Below are 18,955 nucleotides of genomic sequence, written 5' to 3' on the forward strand. Positions count from 1 at the left end.
AAAGTCGACTTAGCACCGTCAATCTGACCAGGTCAGCGTCAACTGCGTCTGCGTCACAATGGCAGCCGGGCGGCCATCCGGCAGCGCGACAGTGGTTTGCCATATCATCGTCTTCCGACCTCGGTGCAACGGAATGCAGGTCAGTGTGATCTGGTCTTCGATCCGAATTGGCCGAATAAAGTTGGTTTTGCTTTCCAGTGTCGTGGTGCTGGCCCCTTTTTCGAGGTTCAGAGCGGCCGCAACACCGCCAATCGAGTCCGCTGCCCCCATGATCGCCCCACCGTGCATGACGCCGTTCCGGTTGCCCATGTCCGGTCTGACACGCAAAGTGGCAATGACTTTTTCTGGCTCAACCGATTTCAGCTCTAGCCCCAATGATTGAGAATAGGGCGGTAGCCAGTCCTGAGTATCTTTGTGCGGCATCTGTGTTTGGTTCTTTGATGATCTGACTTCAGTCATTGGCTTACTCTATTGCCATACGTAATGCGGATTGCGTTCGCCTTTCAAAAACCGTGCAACATCAATTGCGTCAATGACCAATGAAACACTGTTGAAGCCTGCAAGAACACAAACCCACCAAAAAAGCGCAGGGTCCGTGTCTTTGTCCGGCAAATTAGAAACGAAATAGGCGATCATTGGGACCCATAGAAAGTGGCCTGCGCCAAGCAGCCTGACAAAACCCAATCTGAAGTAAATCACGATCATCAGCGAAATACCGACCCCGACCGCGACAAGGTTGAACCAAGCATAATAGGAATCGAGAAAAAGCAGAGAGGCCAGATTCACAAGTATCAGGCAGATGGCCCAAGTTCTGGCAATTGGCTTGAAGCGAAACAGAACGATCCAGAGAATTTCGAAGGCACGCATGCGCCCTACTTTATCATCAGCGCAATAGTTGTCAGTCACTATGCGAATAACCATCAGCTGCGGAGCACCCTCAAAACAGGGACGGAACGCATCGGGGTATCTGGGTGAACACCAGCCCTCTTGGCCCAAGGCCCAGACCGATTCAGGGGACCCGACCCAGAATGATTGACATGCTCTCGCAGTTGGTATGCTATCCACTCCCATAACAATCACAGAATTTTGCGGCACTGCATCGTGAATTCGGTGCAGCTAAATGACTGCAAAAAGGGAGGAAATTATGAACAAACCAATGCTTGCACTTGCGGTGCTGATGACGTCGACGACGTTGGCCAGTGCGGAAACCCTGCGCTGGGCGCGCTCGGGCGATGCGCTTACGCTGGATCCGCATTCGCAAAACGAAGGGCCCACGCATACCGTGCGCCATCAGATGTATGAACCGCTGATTATCCGCGATACATCCGGCGCTTTTGAGCCTGCACTTGCCACGGATTGGGCCCCCAGTGAGAGTGATCCCAATGTCTGGGTGTTCAACCTGCGTCAGGGCGTGAAGTTCCATGATGGGGCCGATTTCACGGCGGAAGACGTGGTGTTCAGCATCAACCGTGCCAAACAGCCGAACTCGGACATGAAGGAACTGATCAACTCGATCGTTGAAGTGCGCGCTGTCGATGACCACACGGTCGAGATTGTGACTGACGGCCCGAACCCGATCCTGCCGGCGAACCTGACGGACCTGTTCATCATGGATCAGGGCTGGACCGAGGCGAACAACACGGTCGATGTGCAGGATTTCGAAGGCGGAGAGATCACCTTTGCCACCACCAATGTAAACGGCACCGGTCCATACAAACTTGTCAGCCGTGAGCCGGACGTAAAAACCGTGATGCAGCGGAACGAGGATTACTGGGGCCGCGATCAGTTCCCGATGGCGATCAGCGAAATCATCTATACGCCGATCCAGAACGACGCGACCCGCGTAGCGGCGATGCTGTCGGGTGAGGTGAATTTCCTTCAGGATATGCCGGTACAGGATCTCGACCGGGTCAATGCCGTGGATGGTCTGCTTGTCAAACAGGCACCTCAGAACCGGGTGATCTTTTTTGGCATGAACCAGGGCGGGGATGACATCGAAGCGGATAACGTTGATGGCAAGAATCCTTTGGCCGATGTGCGCGTGCGTCAGGCCATGTCCAAGGCCATCAACCGCGACGCCATCAAGCAGGTGGTCATGCGCGGTCAGTCGCAACCCGCCGGGATGATCGCGCCGCCCTTCGTGAATGGCTGGACGGCCGAGATGGACGGTGAAAGCAGCACGGATGTCGAAGGCGCCAAGGCCCTGCTGGCCGAGGCGGGGTATCCCGACGGATTCTCGATCCGGCTGGATTGCCCGAATGACCGTTACATCAACGACGAAGGCATCTGTCAGGCCGCTGTCGGGATGCTGGGTCAGATCGGCATCACGGTGAATCTGGATGCCAAGCCCAAGGCGCAGCACTTCCCGCTGATCACGGATGGAAAGACCGATTTCTACATGCTGGGCTGGGGTGTTCCGACCTACGATTCGGAGTACATCTTCAACTTCCTGGTCCATGGCCGCGAAAGCGATATTGGTACGTGGAATGGTACTGGCTTTGACAGTGATGAGTTGGACGCCAAGATCAAATCGCTGGCCTCGAACACGGACCTCGTTGCGCGCGATCAGGATATCGCCGAGATCTGGCGTGTGGTGCAGGACGAACAGCTGTACATCCCGATCCACCATCAGGTGCTGAACTGGGGTATGGCCGAGAATCTGGACATCAACGTCGATCCCGAAGATCAGCCGATGGTGAAACATTTCGGCCTGAACTAACCCGTGTCGCCGGGCCTCGGGATACGGGGCCCGGCACCAAAAAGTGGGAGCTATCATGAAACGTCTGACCACTGCCGCGCTTTTGGGCGCGCTTGCCATGCCGGTTGCGGCCGAAGAGTTCACCTTTGCCGTCACCACCGATCCGCAAACGATGGATCCTCATGCGGTGAATTCCGCCCCTGTTCTGGGGTTCCTGAACAATGTCTACGAAGGGCTGGTGCGTCGGGGCAAGGATATGACCATCGAACCGGCGCTGGCCACCAGTTGGGAAACCATCGGGGACGGTGCAGGCTGGCGGTTCAAGCTGCGCGAGGGCGTGACATTTCATGATGGGTCCGAATTCAATGCCGATGATGTGATTTTCTCGTATCAGCGCGCGTCCGATGAAAATTCAGACACCCGTAGTTGGTTCGCGCCGGTCAGTGAGGTGGTGAAAGTTAACGATTACACCGTCGATGTGATGACCACCGCGCCAAATCCGATCTTTCCTGACAGCATCGCCAACTGGATGATCATGGACAGCGGCTGGGCCGAGGCCAACGACGCCGCCCTTCCCGACAAAGAGGCCGGGAACCATGCGACGCTCAACGCCAACGGAACCGGTGCCTTTCGCGTCACTGCACGCGAACCGGGGCTGCGTACTGTCCTTGAGCCTTTCGAGGGCTGGTGGGACGAGGCAGAGCACAACCTGACCCGCGCCGAACTTGTGCCGATCCAGAACCCGGCGACCGCTCTGGCGGCTCTGCTGTCTGGCGATGTGGATTTCATCAACCCGGTCCCGATTCAGGACGTCGCCCGTTTGCAGGGCAACCCGGATGTAAAGGTCATTCAGGGGATCGAAGCGCGCGTGATTATGCTGGGCTTTGACCAGCAGGAAGGCGCAAGCGAGGCCGGGCAGGGTAATTCTGACCTGTTCCTTGATCCGCGAACCCGCGAGGCGGTGGCCAAGGCGGTCAACGTTCCGGCCATCCTTCAGACCATCATGCGCGGTAATGCCGAGGTGGCCAGCCAGTTGGTCAGCCCCGCGATGCGCGGTTATTCAGCGGCCAATGCAGACCCCTACGCCTATGACCCCGACGGGGCCAAGGCGCTGCTTGCCGAAGCGGGGGCAGAGGGGGCCGAGGTCAGCTTCAAATGCTCCAACAATCGCTATCTGAATGATGAAGCGGTTTGTCAGGCGATCACCGCCATGCTGACTCAGGCCGGGCTGAATGTGACGCTGGATGCGATGCCAGTGCAGAACTACTGGCCGGAACTGCGGGCCGACAATTTCGACATGTACCTGCTGGGCTGGTCGCCTGGCACGTTTGATGCCGAACATCCCGTGCGCTTTCTCGCCTCGACCCCGAATGAGGAAAAGAAGCTGGGTTCGTGGAACTTCGGCGGCTATTCCAACGCCCGCGTGGATGAATTGCTGCCGCTGATCCAGTCCGAGATTGACGAACCCACGCGTCAGGCCATGCTGGATGAGGTCGCAGGCATCCTGCAGGACGAGGTAGCTTATGTGCCGCTTTACGTTCAGCCTTTGGTCTGGGGTGCCCGCAGCAATATCGAGCTGACTCAACGGCCCGACAACTTCTTCCTTCTGCGCTGGGTCACGGTCAACTAAATGCTGTCATACATCATCAGGCGCGTGGCCCAGTCGGCGCTGGTTCTGTTCGTCGTGGGCCTTGTCGCCTTTTCCATGTTCCGTTTTGTCGGCGATCCCATCGACAACATGCTTGGGCAGGAACGGACCATGGAAGATGTGGAACGTCTGCGTACCCAGTTGGGCCTCGATCAGCCGTTTCCGGTGCAATATGTGAAGTTCCTGCAAGAGGCGGTGCAGGGCAATTTCGGCGTCAGCTTCCGTCAGGGTCGCCCGGTGGCCGAGATTCTGGCCGAACGCGCCCCTGCGACGCTGGAACTGGCAATGGTGTCAGCCGTGTTTGCCATTGTTCTGGGCATTGCGCTGGGCGTCTTTACCGCGATCCGGCGGGACGGGTTTGCGGCGAACTTCATCATGTCGGCCTCGCTGATCGGGGTATCCTTGCCCACCTTCCTGATCGGCATCTTGCTGATCTACGTCTTCTCGGTCGAACTGGGCTGGCTGCCCAGCTTTGGGCGCGGTGAGGTCGTTGACCTTGGCTGGTGGAACACCGGGTTCCTGACCGCCAGTGGCCTCAAGGCGCTGATCCTGCCCGCGATCACGCTGGGATTGTACCAAATGACCCTGATCATGCGGCTGGTGCGATCCGAAATGCTCGAGGTGCTGCGGCAAGACTACATCCGCTTTGCCCGCGCCCGTGGACTGAGCGACCGGACCATCAACTTCCGCCATGCGCTGAAAAACACCATGGTCCCGGTGATCACCATCATTGGTCTGCAACTGGGGGCCATCATCGCCTTCGCCATCATCACCGAGACAGTGTTCCAGTGGCCGGGCCTTGGCCTTTTGTTCATCAACGCAATCCAGTTCGTGGATATCCCTGTCATGGCAGCTTACCTGATGATGATCTCGGTCATCTTCGTCACCATCAACCTTGCGGTCGACATCCTTTACGCCTTCATCGACCCGCGCCTGAGGGTCAGCGCATGAGCCGTGTGAAACGCATTCTGGACAGCGACCAGTTCTACGCCTTTCGCCGCTCGCCCGTGGCCATAGTCTCTGCGACGGTGGCTTTGGTCCTGATCCTTGCCACCATCCTTGCACCGCTGATTGCGCCGACGAACCCGTTTGATCCGGCCAGCCTGAACCTGATGAATGGCTTCACCCCGCCGATGGAGCCGAACGCCTTTACCGGTGAAAGCTTTCTGATGGGCACGGACGATCAGGGCCGGGATGTGTTCTCAACCATTCTCTACGGCATGCGAATCTCGCTGTTTGTAGGCGTGGCGGCGGTTCTGTTTGCCATGGTTCTGGGGATCATTCTGGGCCTGCTGTCCGGCTATTTCGGCGGCTGGACCGAAACCATCATCATGCGTACGGCGGATGTGCAGCTGACCTTCCCATCAATCCTTCTGGCCATGCTGATCTTTGGCATCGCCAAGGGCATCACGCCTATTGAATACCGCGACCAGATGGCGATCTGGGTGCTGATCCTTGCCATTGGCCTGTCCGACTGGGTGCAGTTCGCGCGCGTCGTCCGGGGTGCCACGTTGGTGGAAAAGAACAAGGATTACGTCGCCGCCGCCCGTATCATCGGGCAAAGCCCGCTGACCATCATGTTGCGCCATATCCTTCCCAACGTGCTGTCACCGGTGCTGGTGATCGCCACCATCTCATTGGCGCTGGCGATCATTGCCGAGGCGACGCTCAGTTTCCTTGGTGTTGGTGCGCCGCCTACGCAACCGTCGCTGGGCACGCTGATCCGTATCGGGCAGGGCTTCCTGTTCTCGGGTGAGTGGTGGATCCTGTTCTTCCCCGCCTGCACCCTGCTGGCGCTGGCGCTGAGTGTGAACCTGCTTGGCGACTGGCTGCGCGATGTTCTGAACCCGAGGCTGAAATGACCGACCCCGTTCTTTCGATCCGCAACCTGACGGTGGAAATCCCCACCCGCCACGGCATCTTCAAGCCGGTCGAGCATGTGACCTATGACCTGCATCCCGGTGAAATCCGGGGCGTTGTCGGCGAAAGCGGCGCGGGCAAGTCGATGACCGGCAATGCCGTGATCGGCCTGCTGGACCCTCCGGCCCATGTCTCCGAGGGCGAGGTCTGGCTGAACGGACGCCGGATTGACGAGTTGGACGCCGAGGACAAGCGCAGAATCCGGGGCAAAGAGATCGGGATGATCTTTCAGGACCCGCTGACCTCGCTGAACCCGCTGTTCACGGTGGGCGAACAATTGGTCGAGACGATCCAGCTGCATCTTGGCCTGTCCGCGTCTGACGCGAAAAAGCGCGCAATAGCCCTGCTGGATCGCGTCTCGATCCCCGATCCGGCGGATCGGTTCAATCAATACCCGCACCAGTTTTCCGGCGGGATGCGTCAGCGGGTGGTGATCGCGCTTGCGCTGTGTACCGAACCCAGCGTGTTGATCGCAGATGAGCCTACGACCGCCTTGGACGTGTCCGTGCAGGCGCAGGTGCTGGATCTGATCAAGGAACTGGCCAAGGAACGTCAGGTCGGCGTCATCCTTGTGACGCACGACATGGGCGTCATTGCCGATACCACAGACACAGTGACCGTGATGTATTCCGGCCATGTGGTTGAAAGCGGCACGACCGATCAGATCCTTGGCGCGCCGACGCATGACTATACCAAATCCCTGATTGCCGCTGTGCCGCGCCCGCATACAAAGGTCGAGCGTTTTCCGGTGGTCAGCTATGGCGAGCGAGAAAGGACCTTCAAGATCGACGATCTGGCAGCGCATTGGGACAAGACCGATCTGTCTAAATCCGGTAAGCTGCTTGAGGTCGACAACATCACCAAGACCTTCCTGCAAAAGGGCGGTCTGCTGCCATCGCAACGCAAGTACTTTACCGCCGTCGATCAGGTCAGTTTCGACATTCGCGACGGCGAGGTGTTCGGCCTTGTTGGCGAAAGCGGGTCCGGCAAATCCACCGTCGCACGGATGATCGGCACGCTTTATCCGGTGGACGGTGGCCAAGTGATCTTTGATGGGCAGGACGTGACCGCCATGGGGGCGGACGCACTGCAGGCCTATCGCCGCCAGATCCAGATGATCTTTCAGGACCCGTTCTCAAGCCTAAACCCCCGCATGAAGGTCGGGGACCTTGTGGCCGAGCCGATCCATCACCACAAAATCCTGCCAAAACCCGCCGTTGAGCCGCGCGTGCGCGAGTTGCTGGATTGGGTCGGTCTGGCCAAGGATGCCTGGCGCAAATACCCGCATGAATTCTCGGGCGGGCAGCGCCAGCGCATCTGTATCGCCCGCGCGCTGGCCACGCAGCCCCGGTTCCTGATCTGTGACGAGCCGACAAGCGCGCTGGACGTCTCGATTCAGGCACAGATTTTGAACATTCTGAAGGACCTACAGGATCACCTTGGCCTGACAATGCTGTTCATCAGCCACGATCTGCCCGTCGTGCGGCAGATGTGTGATCGGGTGGGCGTCATGCGACAGGGCAAACTGGTCGAGGTTCAGGACACCGATGCCCTATTCTCGGCCCCTCAGCATGCCTATACCAAAGAGCTGCTGGATTTGATGCCCCGGTTGAAGCAACTGGCGTAGTGGCACTGGTCAATTGCCGCTTGGGGCATCCTCAATGCTGCGCCGAATGGGACAAGGTTTGCAGGAAATCCGCGCTGGCATCATCGGACGGAAAGAACAGTTCGATCTTCAGATCATCCAGCGTCACATCCGTAACGGTGCTGAACTGTGCGATGGTGCCGAACATCGAAACGCGTTGGTCGCCAAACCGATAGATCGTCGGAATGGTTGGGCCAATTGCGGCGTCACTGCGAATCTGCGCCTGTTCCGCCAGGGCCCGCGCGGCGGCGTCCAGTTCCGGCAGGCCACCGGCATTGGCGCTTTCGGACCGCAGGCGCAGCATTGTGTGATGGGCAACCTCGGGCCAGTTCTCGACAAGCTCGGCCATCAGTGGGCTGGTGATCAGCGTCAGAAGGCTTTGACCTTGCGCGATCCCAAGCGGTGCAAACAGCATTTCGGCGGGTTTGTTCAGCCGAACAAGGTGCCACAGCCGGTCCAGCACCATTGCCGGGTAAGGTTCATGCTGTTTTAGCGTCCACTCCACGGCGCTGCGGATGGGGGCCATGGCGGCATCATCGAAGGGCGTCGCCGCAAATCGCGCGGCAAACCCTTCGGCCCGCATCATCTGATTGCGCGCATCGACCGGCACATCCATGACCTCGGACAGGTGCAGGATCATGTCCGGGCTGGGCCGGGACCTGCCGGTTTCAAGGAACGAGATATGGCGGGCGCTGACATCAGCCTCAACCGCCAGATCAAGCTGGCTCATCCTGCGCCGCTTGCGCCACTCTTTCAGCAATCTGGGATACGGGGTCATGACGCAAGCCTAGCAAGCGCGGGTGCAGAAATCACTTACCTCTGACGTAATTGCTTTGTGTTCGAGCCATGGCGCATCAAGGACGGGTCTTGAACAGGAGGGGACCATGACCCGACAACATTCCGCAATGCGCTTGTCCGGCATTATTCTGATCGTGACCGGCGTTCTATTCGCGCTTACCGCGCTTCCGGCTTTGCACGGTCTTGCGCATATATTTCTGACGGTCGCGTATTGGCCGTTCCAAACAGTTCCTTCGGATATATCCGCTCCGACCACATTATTGCTGACGATCACGGGCGGTCTGACGGCCGGGCTGGGCGCTATGCAATGGGCATTGGGTACCCATGTTGCGCCTTTGTCTGCGACGGTGGCCGCGAAGGTTGCAAAGATAGCGACGTGGACATGGTTCTGCACCGATAGCGCGGGGTCCATCCTTGTGGGCGCGCCGTTCAACGTTGTGCTGAACCTGTCTTTTCTGCTGCTGATCCTGTGGTCCTGCCGAACGCAGCCGGACGGTAATCCTGTCGCGACCTGATCTTGGCCTCGGCCCAACCGTTCAATAAGCGGGACCCTGTTCGAACAGGTCGGACAGGGACTTGCCCTCAACCACCTCCAGCATTTTGGCCATGGCCTGCACCGACGCCACCAGCTTTTCATCGCCGGATCGTTCGATCTCATGGATCAGTTTTTGCAGCCGCTTGACATCCTGGGCACAGATACGTCGGGACAAGACGTCACTTGTGGTGACCGCCCCGGACAAGATCGGGCCTATGGCGGCGACCGCGGCGCGGCGCACATCGCCGTTTCGGATCATCAACTCGGTCAGGGCTGCGCGGTGTGCACTGACCAGAGTGTTCAACTGACGCCCGCTGCCCGATCCGTCCAGACGGGTCTGCAGATCGCGCCCAAGACCGCGGGCCGGGGACCCGGCCCTTGCCCAGCGTCTTTCGCGCGGTGTGAAGGGATGCAGCCCCGCCGCCGGTGACACATCTGCGTCGGGTGAGGTGAAGCCTGGCGCAACCGCCATCTCTTCGACAAAATCGGCAAACAGGCCATCGCAAATCGGTGCCAGATCAAGCTGCTCGAAAACATTTCGCATCTTGCAGGCCAGCCCGTCCGCATCCGTGGAACTGGCGAAATGCAGCCCCACAGCCGGATGGATGGCCGAGGACGTGGGCAACCCCGCCTGCGAAAACACGACAGAGCCCGAGTCGCCCGGTTCCGCCCAAACGCCACCGTCAGAGGCCTGAATCTGTACGACATCCTCGAAAAAGAAGATGTCGTCGGCCAGGAACACGGCGGTGTCCACATCCGCATCGACAACCTGGCCCTGGGTCAACCCGCTGGATTTGCCCGACTTCTGCACAGCCATGCCCAGCGTCGGTGTGTCCACCGCATAGATCGCCGAGCCGACGTTCAGCACAACGGTTTGCACCATGTCGGTGTTTGTGGGTTCCGCAATTGCTGCGTCGACGGTTCTGGTTTCGCCTGCCTGCAACTCGATCAGCCGCTTGACGGTTCCGACCCGGTCGTCCGTCACGTCGCCGCCATCCGACAAGCCCGGCTGCAGCATCGGTCCGTTCAACAGGACCACGACGTCAAAAAACCCCACGACGTGGCATGCCGTGAGCATAACAAAGCTTGCATCGGTCCGGTCCCACGCCCAGCCGCCGATCGTGCCGGTAAAGACCGAACCGCCGCTGACCCCACCCGGCACGGGGCGGAACCTGTCTGTCGGGTCGGCGGTAAAGCGCATCGGCGGCTGCTCGATCACATCGGTCGGCAATTCGACCTCGCGCCCGTCGCGCTGCGACCAGATGCGGAATGCGGCGGGCACCCGACGATCCGGCGCTATTCGGTCTGTCGGGTGCTTGCAGCTGACATAGAACCGCAGACACAGCGTATCGGTCGGTTTGCCTGACACGATTTTCTGCCCGATCCCAATCGCATGGGCGTCATATCGTCGAAACGCACCCTTGCCCAAATGCTGTTTCTTGTAGGCCCTGAGCAGCGGATAAAGATCGCCTTCGGCGTTCGGGGTAACCATCAAAAGCCCTCCTACGGCATGAAAAAAGTCAGCAACTATCAGGAGTGTTCGTGCGCTTGGCTTACCGATAGACTAGCACAGATTGGCCAGGCCTGCATCACCGCCAGGTTGTGCCGCGCTGGCATCGGCCATTTGCAGCCAAGCCCCAACGGGCAGTCGCGGAATCAGCCAAAATCGTGTATAATACAACCTGTGCAGGTATTTTTGACTGCATGTTTTTTATTTATTTTAAGCATTTATTGGAGAATTCCCATGACGGATGTCAGCAAGGAAATTGAACTTCGAACCTCTGCCAATTTCAGGCTGCTTCAGAACCCGAACTATTTTGGCAACCTGTCCCAACTGGACCTGAAAGGGCTGCAAAAGCCGGTTCTGAAAAAGATTCAGGACGTCGCGTTCGAAGAACTGACCTGCATCGGCTACAACCCCGACAGCAGCATCCTGACCGCGATTGTGCGGATCAAGCAGGCCGATGGCTATGGCGGCGGGCCCTGCACCGACGGGTCGCAGGAATATGTGCGCTTTTACCTCGATTACGGTGACGGCGTGTGGGTCGACAGCGGGGTGAACAGCTTCAACATCCATGACCTTGGGTTCAAGGATGACCTGTGTTACGCGGTGTCGATCAAGGTCGATCCCAAGAAACGGACATGTTGCGACCGCGACCCGGTTTTGCCGACCGTTCGGGCCGTTCTGTCCTGGAACGTGGTCCCGCCGGCCAACATGCCGAACTGGCTGCCGATCTGGGGCAACAGGCTGGAGCACGACATTCAGATCAACCCCAGAAGCCCGTTCCTATGCAACCTGATCGATCATATCACCGATATCGGCATTCAACAGATCGATCCGAAAGTGCTGCAGCAGGCGACATCGCTGCTGGAAACCCAGTTGGTTGCGAACAAACCGGCGGCCTCGCTGGCGCAGTTGATGAAAAAGACCGACCGGGCGGACAAGATGCAGGTTCTGCGTAATGTCTTTCCCACCATGGTCAAACTTGCGGCCGACAGCACGGATATCGCCGCAAGCCAGACGATGGCGGCCTTCCAGATACCGGATTTTGACATCGACCTTTCGGATTTCGATGACTTCATCATGAAGCCCGACTTCAACACGACATATGAAGAGCTTCACTGCGTTGGTCTGGATCGCGATGCCTCGAACCTGCATGGCGTGATCGAGATCAAGCGCGCCAGTGGTTATTCGGGCGATCTGTGTTCGCAAGGGTCGCGGGAATATGTCGCCTTCTACCTTGATTTCGGATCGGGCTGGGAATTCCAGGGCATCACCTGGGTCGATGTGCACAATATCGATCAGATCCCGGATGACGGGCTGTGGTATCAGGCCTCTCTGCCGGTGGATCTGGATGATCATCGCAAGGAATGGTGCAAGACCGGGCAGGCGCGGATTCGCGGTATCCTGTCCTGGGCCGTCCCGCCCGCGCCGAATGATCCGGATTTCGTGCCCCACTGGGGCGACCGGGCTGATTGCACGATCGAGGTAGAGCATCTTCCGAAAGGCGGCGTGCCCGGACAGTTCCTGCCCTTCCTGGAATCCATCGGAAACATGCCGATCCCGCAGATCAACGCCATGGGATATGCCAATGGCGCGGGCGTGGGCGGTATCATCCCCAATGCCGACGATGCGCCGTTTGGCGGGCGGACGCTGCTGAAGGGTCGGGCCTTCAACATCCCGGCTGGCGCGATGGAGTACCGGATCATGATCCAGGGACCGTCCGATATCGCGCCACGGGCCTATACCAACCCGTTCGAGGCCGATGTTACCACCTTCCCAAGCCCGTTTTCGGTCAAGCAGACGGTCAACGCGGTTGGGGATTGGTTCCCCTATCTGGCCGCCTCGCCGCTGGTCTCGGTCGCCGACGATCTGTTGGGCGCATTGACGGGGCTGGAGAACGGGTTGCACTCGGTCTTCATCGAGTTCCGGCAACCGGCAGGTCCGGTTCTGGGCACAACCGTATCGACGGTCTTTATGGTCGACAACACCCGGCCCGGCGCAGATGTCGAAATCACAAGCGGCGCAGGGAATTGTGGCAAGTTCGGCATTGGCGAAGTGATCTCGGGCACGTATTCGATGACGGGCAATCACTGCGGAAGCCTGCGCATCCATGTGACCCCGCTGCCCGAGGCTGCGGGCGGCACCATGGTCATCACTTCCGCCGCACCTGCGGCGACGGTATTGCCTCCGTTTGTCGGCGGCAGTTCCTCGGTCCCGATCAGCTACGCGGCTGGATCGCTGAGTACCGATGGCGCGTCTGGTAATTGGGAGCTTGATACCACCGGCATGGATCCCTGCGGCTACAACATCCGCATCCATGTAAGCGACCGCACCATTCTGAACAGTGGTCCCAACCACTGGACAAATGGCGATATCGAAGGCTTCTGCCTGGACGGTTGACGCCAGTAGTGCAAACCGGGCGGCGGCGCTTGAATTGCGCCGCCTTTTTTTATGGCCGCGAGTCAAATCACCCCGTGTTCCGCAACCTGATCCGGATTCGTGTTCGCCCAATCGGCAAGAAATTCGGACATCTCGGGCCGGGTTGCAAATTGCGGGGCTTTTCGGGGCAATGGTACGCCCCGCTCTAACGCCATCCGGGCGCAGTCGATATGGTCGCGATGCGCGCGTTGCGGGCAGTTTTCCGAGCCGTGAACGATGGTCGACAGCAATGTGCCGCCGTAGGCGTTGGTGTGGTCAAGGTCCGGGTTCTGGTGCAGAAAAAAGGCCGTGACATCGGCCATCCCTTCCCACCCGGCAAGATGCAGCGGCGGCATCCCCATCTCATCCGGCAGGTTGGCGTCAAAGCCCATCTCCACAAGGCGCTGCATATGGGGCAGGCTGCCTTCTCGCCACACCAGACGACCCAGAAGATAGGTCAATTCTTCCGATAGGGCAGTCATATCGATCCGGTCGCCGGGCCTTGGCACTCCATCCGCTGCACGCGCCAAAAGTGCCTCGGTCTCTGATAGCTGCGTGGATACCCCCGCCTGCTCCAGAACATCCGCCACATCCCGGTTCCCGAAGACGCGGGCAAAGGCATAGGGCGTATGGCCGCGACTGACGGCGTTTGGGTCCGCGCCGTGATCCAGCAAGAGCCGGGCGATCTCACCCGACGCCAAGCGCCGGGCGGTCTGATGCAAGGCGGGGATCACCAGCGATGGCTCGCCCGACGGGTGAGGCGCGATGCCTTCGTTGGGGTCTGCGCCATGGTCCAGCAACAGGCGCACCGCGTCGGTGCTGTTGAAATCAATAGCCCTTGGCAGCGCGTTGGTGCCCTTGGGATCGGCCCCATGGTTCAGCAACATCCGCAGCCCGTCGGTATGGCCAAGCTCGGTGGAATGGTAGAGGGATTCGTTGTCATTGGGGTCCGCGCCGTGATCCAAAAGCCATTCGGCCAGGGGCATGTTGTCCGCATGGCCGACAGCGCCATAAAGCGCGGACAGGCGATGGTCTGACTCCGGGTCGAAGGCAAAGCTGTCATTCACATCCGCGCCGTGGGCCAGTAACAGATCCGCCATGGCCAGCATGTCGCCTTCTTTCTCGGGGGCGGTCTTGATGTGCCGCGAAAACGCCAGATGGCACATCGGGCGCCGAGGCGGGTATTCGCGCGTTGCGGCGCCCGGATCCTGCGCCAGAACCCGGCGCATCGCATTCACGTCGTAAAGCGCAACCAACAGCGGCACCTGATCCCCGGCCAGGTCAGGCTCCTGCGTCAGCAGATACGCCACCGTTTCCGCCGAGCCGTTGTAAAGCGCCCAGCGCAGCCGCCCTTGTTTCTGCGCCCGGTCCATGCCTTGCGTTTCGACGGCCAGTTTCAGCGCGGACCATGTAGCATACCCCGTTTCGCGCGCGATCACATGCAGGCAGTCGGCATGTTTGTAGACCCCGTTTCTGGGCGTTTTGACAATACCATGGACGCGTAACATCGCGCCCTTGTCGCCCGCAGTCAGAGCTTTGCCCAAGGCCTTCGCGTCACGGCGCAGTTGGTCGAGTGATTTGGTCATCGGTCTTCCCTCCGCTGCCCGACGGTCCGCTGATCCGGGCTGAGAAACCGATTTGGTTTACAAGTCGTCTTAATGAGGTGCCGATGACAGCTTTCCGCGGACCGGGTGGCTGCCTCAAACAGCCTGACCCGAGCCTAACTTTCGCCCATCAGGGTTGCAAGCCGCATGACCGCCCGGCCTAGGCGCGTTTTTCACCGATCGAGGCAACGCCCAGAACATCCAGAACCCTGGCTTCGATCTGTTCGGCATTCATGCCAGCGACCGCGTACATATCCGCCGGGCTGGCCTGATCGATGAAGATGTCCGGCAATACCATCGAGCGGTATTTCAGGCCGCGATCAAACACGCCTTCATCCGCCAAAAGCTGCGCCACATGGCTGCCAAAGCCGCCCACAGCGCCTTCTTCGATGGTGATCAGCGCCTCATGGTCGTCGGCCAGGGTCAGGATCAGGTCGCGGTCCAGCGGTTTGGCAAAGCGGGCGTCGGCGATGGTGGGGGTGATCCCCCGCGCGCCAAGCGCTTCGGCCGCCTTCTGAACCTCGGCCAGACGAGTACCAAAAGACAGCAGCGCCACGCGCGCGCCCTTTTGGATCATACGGCCCTTGCCGATCTCCAGCACTTCGCCGCGTTCGGGCAGGTCGACGCCTACGCCTTCGCCACGTGGATAGCGGAAGGCAATGGGGCCGTCATCATGGGCAACGGCTGTGGCGATCATATGCATCAACTCGGCCTCGTCTGCGGCGGCCATTACGACCATACCCGGCAGGTTCGACAGATAGGCAATGTCAAACGACCCGGCATGGGTCGCCCCATCTGCGCCGACCAGCCCCGCGCGGTCGATGGCAAATCGCACCGGCAGGCGCTGGATCGCCACATCATGCACCACCTGATCGTAACCGCGCTGCAAAAAGGTCGAATACATCGCGCAGAACGGCTTCATCCCGCCCGCCGCCAGCGCCGCCGAAAAGGTCACCCCATGCTGTTCCGCAATCGCCACATCGAAACAGCGCGAAGGATAGCGTTCCGCAAACAGATTCAGCCCGGTCCCATCCGGCATTGCCGCCGTGACAGCCACGATCTTGTCATCGCGCGCGGCCTCATCCACCAGCGTCTTGCCAAAGACCGAGGTATAGGACGGCGCGTTCGAGGGTGCCTTCTTCTGCTCGCCCGTCACAACGTCGAACTTGGCGGTGGCGTGGCCCTTGTCGCGGGCCTGCTCGGCCGGGGCGTAGCCTTTGCCCTTTTTCGTCAGCACATGGATCAGGATCGGTCCGGTTGCGCGGGCCTTGACCGTGCGCAGTACCGGCAGCAACTGGTCCAGATCATGGCCATCGATGGGACCGACATAAGAAAAGCCCAGTTCTTCGAACAAGGTGCCGCCCACTGCCATGCCTTTCAGCATTTCCTTGGCGCGCTTGGCCCCTTCACGGAACGGCTCGGGCAACAACGACACCGCGCCCTTGGCGGCGGCTTTTAGGTCGTGGAACGGTTCTTCTGCATAGATGCGCGACAGATAATTGGACAGCGCACCCACCGGGGGGGCGATGCTCATCTCGTTGTCGTTCAGAATGACGATCAGGCGCTTTTTCAGGTGGCCCGCATTGTTCATCGCCTCAAAGGCCATGCCCGCCGACATCGACCCGTCGCCGATCACTGCAATCGCGTCACCCAGCCCCTCGGGCGTCACGCCACCCAGATCGCGCGCAACGGCAAAGCCCAGCGCAGCACTGATCGAGGTCGAGCTGTGCGCCGCGCCAAACGGGTCATACGGGCTTTCGCTGCGCTTGGTGAACCCGCTCAGGCCATCTTTCATCCGCAGCGTGCGGATACGGTCGCGCCGCTCGGTCAGGATTTTGTGCGGATAGCACTGATGGCCCACATCCCAGATGATCTTGTCGCGCGGGGTGTCGAACACGGCATGCAGCGCGGTAGTCAGTTCCACAACACCCAGACCTGCGCCCAGATGCCCGCCTGTCACTGAGACGGCGGAAATCGTCTCGGCCCGCAATTCCTGCGCCACCTGATGCAACTGCGTGTCCGAGAACTGCTTTAGGTCGGCAGGACGGCTCACAAGATCCAGCAGAGGCGTGTTCGGGCGATCAGACATTTAGCGCGTTCCTGACTTAGCTGTCCCGGGCAATAACGAAGCGGGCGGCGTCCTTCAAGGTTTCCGCCCTTGGGCCGTACCCGTCCAGCGCGGCGCAAGCCTGATCCACAAGCTCTGCCGCGCGGGCTTTGGCAGGGCCCAGCCCCAACAGAGAGACAAACGTGGCTTTTCCCGCATCCGCATCCTTTTGCAGGCGCTTACCGGCCTTTTCGGCGTCGCCTTCCACATCCAAAATGTCATCTGCGATTTGAAAAGCAAGCCCAAGCGCTTGGGCGTATTGGCGCAGCGGGGCAGGATCGGCCTGCGCCAATCGAGCACCCGCACAGGCGGACCATTCGATCAAAGCGCCTGTTTTTCCGGCCTGCAAATGCGTGATTGCCTGCAGCGACAGGGGCTCTGCTGCAGTCTCGGCCGCAATGTCCAGCGCCTGCCCCATGACCATACCTTGCGCGCCGCTGGCTTTGGCCAATGTCAGGGTCAATTCGGCCCGTATATCTGCCGCCCCAACTTCGGGTCGCGCGCAAAGCTCAAAGGCCAATGTCTGCAAGGCATCTCCGGCCAGAACCGCCGTGCCCTCATCCCATTTCACATGGGTCGTGGGGCGACCGCGCCGCAGATCGTCGTCATCCATACAAGGCAGATCATCATGGACCAGAGAATAGGCATGCAACGCCTCAATCGCCGTGGCAGGCCAGATCGCGCGGGCCTCGTCCACGTCATGCAAACGGGCGCTTTCCAGCACCAGAAACCCGCGCAACCGTTTGCCGCCTTCGGTGGCATAACCCATCGCCTGCGTCACATCGAAATCGTCAAAGGCGCTTAGGACATGGTCAAACTGCGCCTGAATGCGCGCCGCATCCCGCGCCAACTGGTCGCGAAACATTTACTGACCTTCGACAGGCGTCGTCCCGGTCGGCTGGCCACCCGCATCCAAGGTGATCGCGGCCACCTTTTCCTCGGCCCGCTTCAACTCATCCTCGCAGCGTTTCTTCAACGCCGCCCCGCGTTCATACAGCGCAATCGACTGATCAAGCGCCACGTCACCGCGTTCCAATTGGCCGACCACGGCCTCAAGCTCTTTCATCGCCTGTTCGAACGTCATCTGATCAACGGGGGTATCGGTCATCGTGCTGCCTTCATCAGTTCTTCCACATGCGCGCGTGTCGCCTCGGACAACGCGTTCAGATCATACCCGCCCTCCAGAGTCGAGACGATACGGCCCTCACAAACCTCATCCGCGATCCTGCACAGCTCAGCGGTGATCCAGGCAAAATCACCCGTGGACCAGTTCAGATTGGCAAGCGGATCGTCCTGATGCGCGTCAAACCCGGCTGAGATAATGATCAATTCGGGCCTGAACGCCCGCAAACGCGGGAAAGCCTGCGCCTCATAAGCCGCCCGCATCTCGGCCCCGCCTGTGCCGGGGGCCAGAGGTATGTTCAATACGGTCTCATAAGCGCCGGTCTCATCCGGGCGTCCCGATCCGGGCCACAAGGGCATCTGCTGGCTGGTAATCACCAGCGCGCGCTTTTCGTCCCACAGCAAATCCTGCGTGCCATTGCCGTGATGGACGTCAAAGTCAACGACAGCGACCTTGCTTAGCCCATGATGATCCAGCGCATGTTTCGCCGCCAAAGCCGCATTGCCGAACAGGCAGAACCCCATCGCCTTGTCCGTTTCCGCATGATGCCCCGGCGGTCGGATCGCACAAAACGCATTCGCAGCCTCACCGCCCAGCACCAGATCCACAGCCCGCACCACGGCCCCCGCCGCGCGATAGGCGGCATCGACAGTGCCCGGAGACATAAACGTATCCCCATCGATCTGCGCAAACCCCTCCGCAGGTCGCGTGGCCCGAATATCCCGGATGTAATCTTCGGGATGGACCCGCAGCAAATCATCATCCGCCGCCATCGGGGCCGTCCTGCGATCCAGATCCAAAGGCTCCAGCGCATGAAGAATATGCTCCAGCCGCGCCACCCGCTCAGGATGCCCGTCCGGCGTCACGTGCCCCAGACAATCAGCATGGGTCAACAAGGCAGTTTTCATCGGGATCCCTTCTTCATCTGGCTAAAAATACCTTCGCCGAAGGCATA

16 protein-coding genes are annotated in these 18,955 nt (G+C 59.9%); 7 read left to right on the top strand and 9 right to left on the bottom strand.

The window, feature by feature from the left end; genetic code table 11:
- Positions 1-18: 18 nt before the first annotated feature.
- Positions 19-423, bottom strand: coding sequence for a PaaI family thioesterase (locus ACR0MO_RS10345; protein ID WP_480780776.1), 405 nt, complete (start codon positions 421-423; stop codon positions 19-21).
- Positions 424-468: 45 nt separating this feature from the next.
- The gene (locus ACR0MO_RS10350; protein WP_170453446.1) at positions 469-906 is read right to left on the bottom strand and encodes a hypothetical protein; all 438 of its coding nucleotides are present in this window, start codon (positions 904-906) and stop codon (positions 469-471) included.
- A 238-nt stretch (positions 907-1,144) separates the two neighbouring features.
- On the opposite strand from ACR0MO_RS10350, the gene ACR0MO_RS10355 reads away from it, so the two are divergent.
- Genes ACR0MO_RS10355 through ACR0MO_RS10375 form a run of 5 tightly spaced genes read left to right on the top strand, consistent with a single transcriptional unit; the run spans position 1,145 to position 7,893 of the window.
- Entirely contained in the window at positions 1,145-2,719 is a 1,575-nt protein-coding gene (locus ACR0MO_RS10355) for an ABC transporter substrate-binding protein (protein WP_170453447.1), read from the top strand.
- Between the two features lie 55 nt (positions 2,720-2,774).
- A complete protein-coding gene (locus tag ACR0MO_RS10360) occupies positions 2,775-4,328 on the top strand; it encodes an ABC transporter substrate-binding protein (RefSeq protein ID WP_170623390.1) in 1,554 nt (517 codons plus the stop codon).
- Positions 4,329-5,297, top strand: a complete 969-nt coding sequence (locus tag ACR0MO_RS10365) for an ABC transporter permease (protein ID WP_170623388.1) — start codon at positions 4,329-4,331, stop codon at positions 5,295-5,297.
- On the top strand, positions 5,294-6,208 hold the full coding sequence (locus tag ACR0MO_RS10370) for an ABC transporter permease (RefSeq protein ID WP_170453450.1): 915 nt from the start codon (positions 5,294-5,296) through the stop codon (positions 6,206-6,208). The genes ACR0MO_RS10365 and ACR0MO_RS10370 overlap by 4 nt, the downstream gene beginning before the upstream one ends.
- On the top strand, positions 6,205-7,893 hold the full coding sequence (locus tag ACR0MO_RS10375; RefSeq protein ID WP_170453451.1) for an ABC transporter ATP-binding protein: 1,689 nt from the start codon (positions 6,205-6,207) through the stop codon (positions 7,891-7,893). Before ACR0MO_RS10370 ends, ACR0MO_RS10375 begins: the two co-directional genes overlap by 4 nt.
- Positions 7,894-7,924: 31 nt before the next feature.
- On the opposite strand, the gene ACR0MO_RS10380 is transcribed toward ACR0MO_RS10375, so the two are convergent.
- Positions 7,925-8,689: a helix-turn-helix domain-containing protein gene (locus tag ACR0MO_RS10380; RefSeq protein WP_480891083.1), complete on the bottom strand. Its 765-nt coding sequence runs from the start codon at positions 8,687-8,689 to the stop codon at positions 7,925-7,927.
- A 106-nt stretch (positions 8,690-8,795) separates the two neighbouring features.
- Here ACR0MO_RS10380 and ACR0MO_RS10385 point away from each other — a divergent pair, with 106 nt between their 5' ends.
- Positions 8,796-9,224, top strand: a complete 429-nt coding sequence (locus ACR0MO_RS10385) for a hypothetical protein (RefSeq protein ID WP_480891086.1) — start codon at positions 8,796-8,798, stop codon at positions 9,222-9,224.
- 21 nt (positions 9,225-9,245) lie between these two features.
- On the opposite strand, the gene ACR0MO_RS10390 is transcribed toward ACR0MO_RS10385, so the two are convergent.
- The gene (locus ACR0MO_RS10390; protein WP_480891088.1) at positions 9,246-10,736 is read right to left on the bottom strand and encodes a chymotrypsin family serine protease; all 1,491 of its coding nucleotides are present in this window, start codon (positions 10,734-10,736) and stop codon (positions 9,246-9,248) included.
- 252 nt (positions 10,737-10,988) lie between these two features.
- Here ACR0MO_RS10390 and ACR0MO_RS10395 point away from each other — a divergent pair, with 252 nt between their 5' ends.
- Complete coding sequence (locus tag ACR0MO_RS10395; protein WP_480891090.1) at positions 10,989-13,148, top strand: hypothetical protein; 2,160 nt, start codon at positions 10,989-10,991, stop codon at positions 13,146-13,148.
- A gap of 62 nt (positions 13,149-13,210) precedes the next feature.
- Here ACR0MO_RS10395 and ACR0MO_RS10400 read toward each other — a convergent pair whose 3' ends face one another.
- From ACR0MO_RS10400 to ACR0MO_RS10420, 5 genes are all read right to left on the bottom strand, one after another.
- Complete coding sequence (locus tag ACR0MO_RS10400; protein WP_480891094.1) at positions 13,211-14,752, bottom strand: ankyrin repeat domain-containing protein; 1,542 nt, start codon at positions 14,750-14,752, stop codon at positions 13,211-13,213.
- A gap of 178 nt (positions 14,753-14,930) precedes the next feature.
- Positions 14,931-16,859 (bottom strand): 1-deoxy-D-xylulose-5-phosphate synthase, encoded by a 1,929-nt coding sequence (gene dxs / locus ACR0MO_RS10405; protein ID WP_170453457.1) that lies wholly within the window; start codon positions 16,857-16,859, stop codon positions 14,931-14,933.
- A 16-nt stretch (positions 16,860-16,875) separates the two neighbouring features.
- The gene (locus ACR0MO_RS10410) at positions 16,876-17,742 is read right to left on the bottom strand and encodes a polyprenyl synthetase family protein (RefSeq protein WP_170521073.1); all 867 of its coding nucleotides are present in this window, start codon (positions 17,740-17,742) and stop codon (positions 16,876-16,878) included.
- Positions 17,743-17,985, bottom strand: a complete 243-nt coding sequence (locus ACR0MO_RS10415; RefSeq protein WP_170521075.1) for an exodeoxyribonuclease VII small subunit — start codon at positions 17,983-17,985, stop codon at positions 17,743-17,745. It abuts the gene before it with no gap.
- Positions 17,982-18,908, bottom strand: a complete 927-nt coding sequence (locus tag ACR0MO_RS10420; RefSeq protein ID WP_170623374.1) for a histone deacetylase family protein — start codon at positions 18,906-18,908, stop codon at positions 17,982-17,984. Before ACR0MO_RS10420 ends, ACR0MO_RS10415 begins: the two co-directional genes overlap by 4 nt.
- Positions 18,909-18,955: the final 47 nt, after the last annotated feature.

It is taken from the genome of Ruegeria sp. K5 (genome assembly GCF_056531805.1).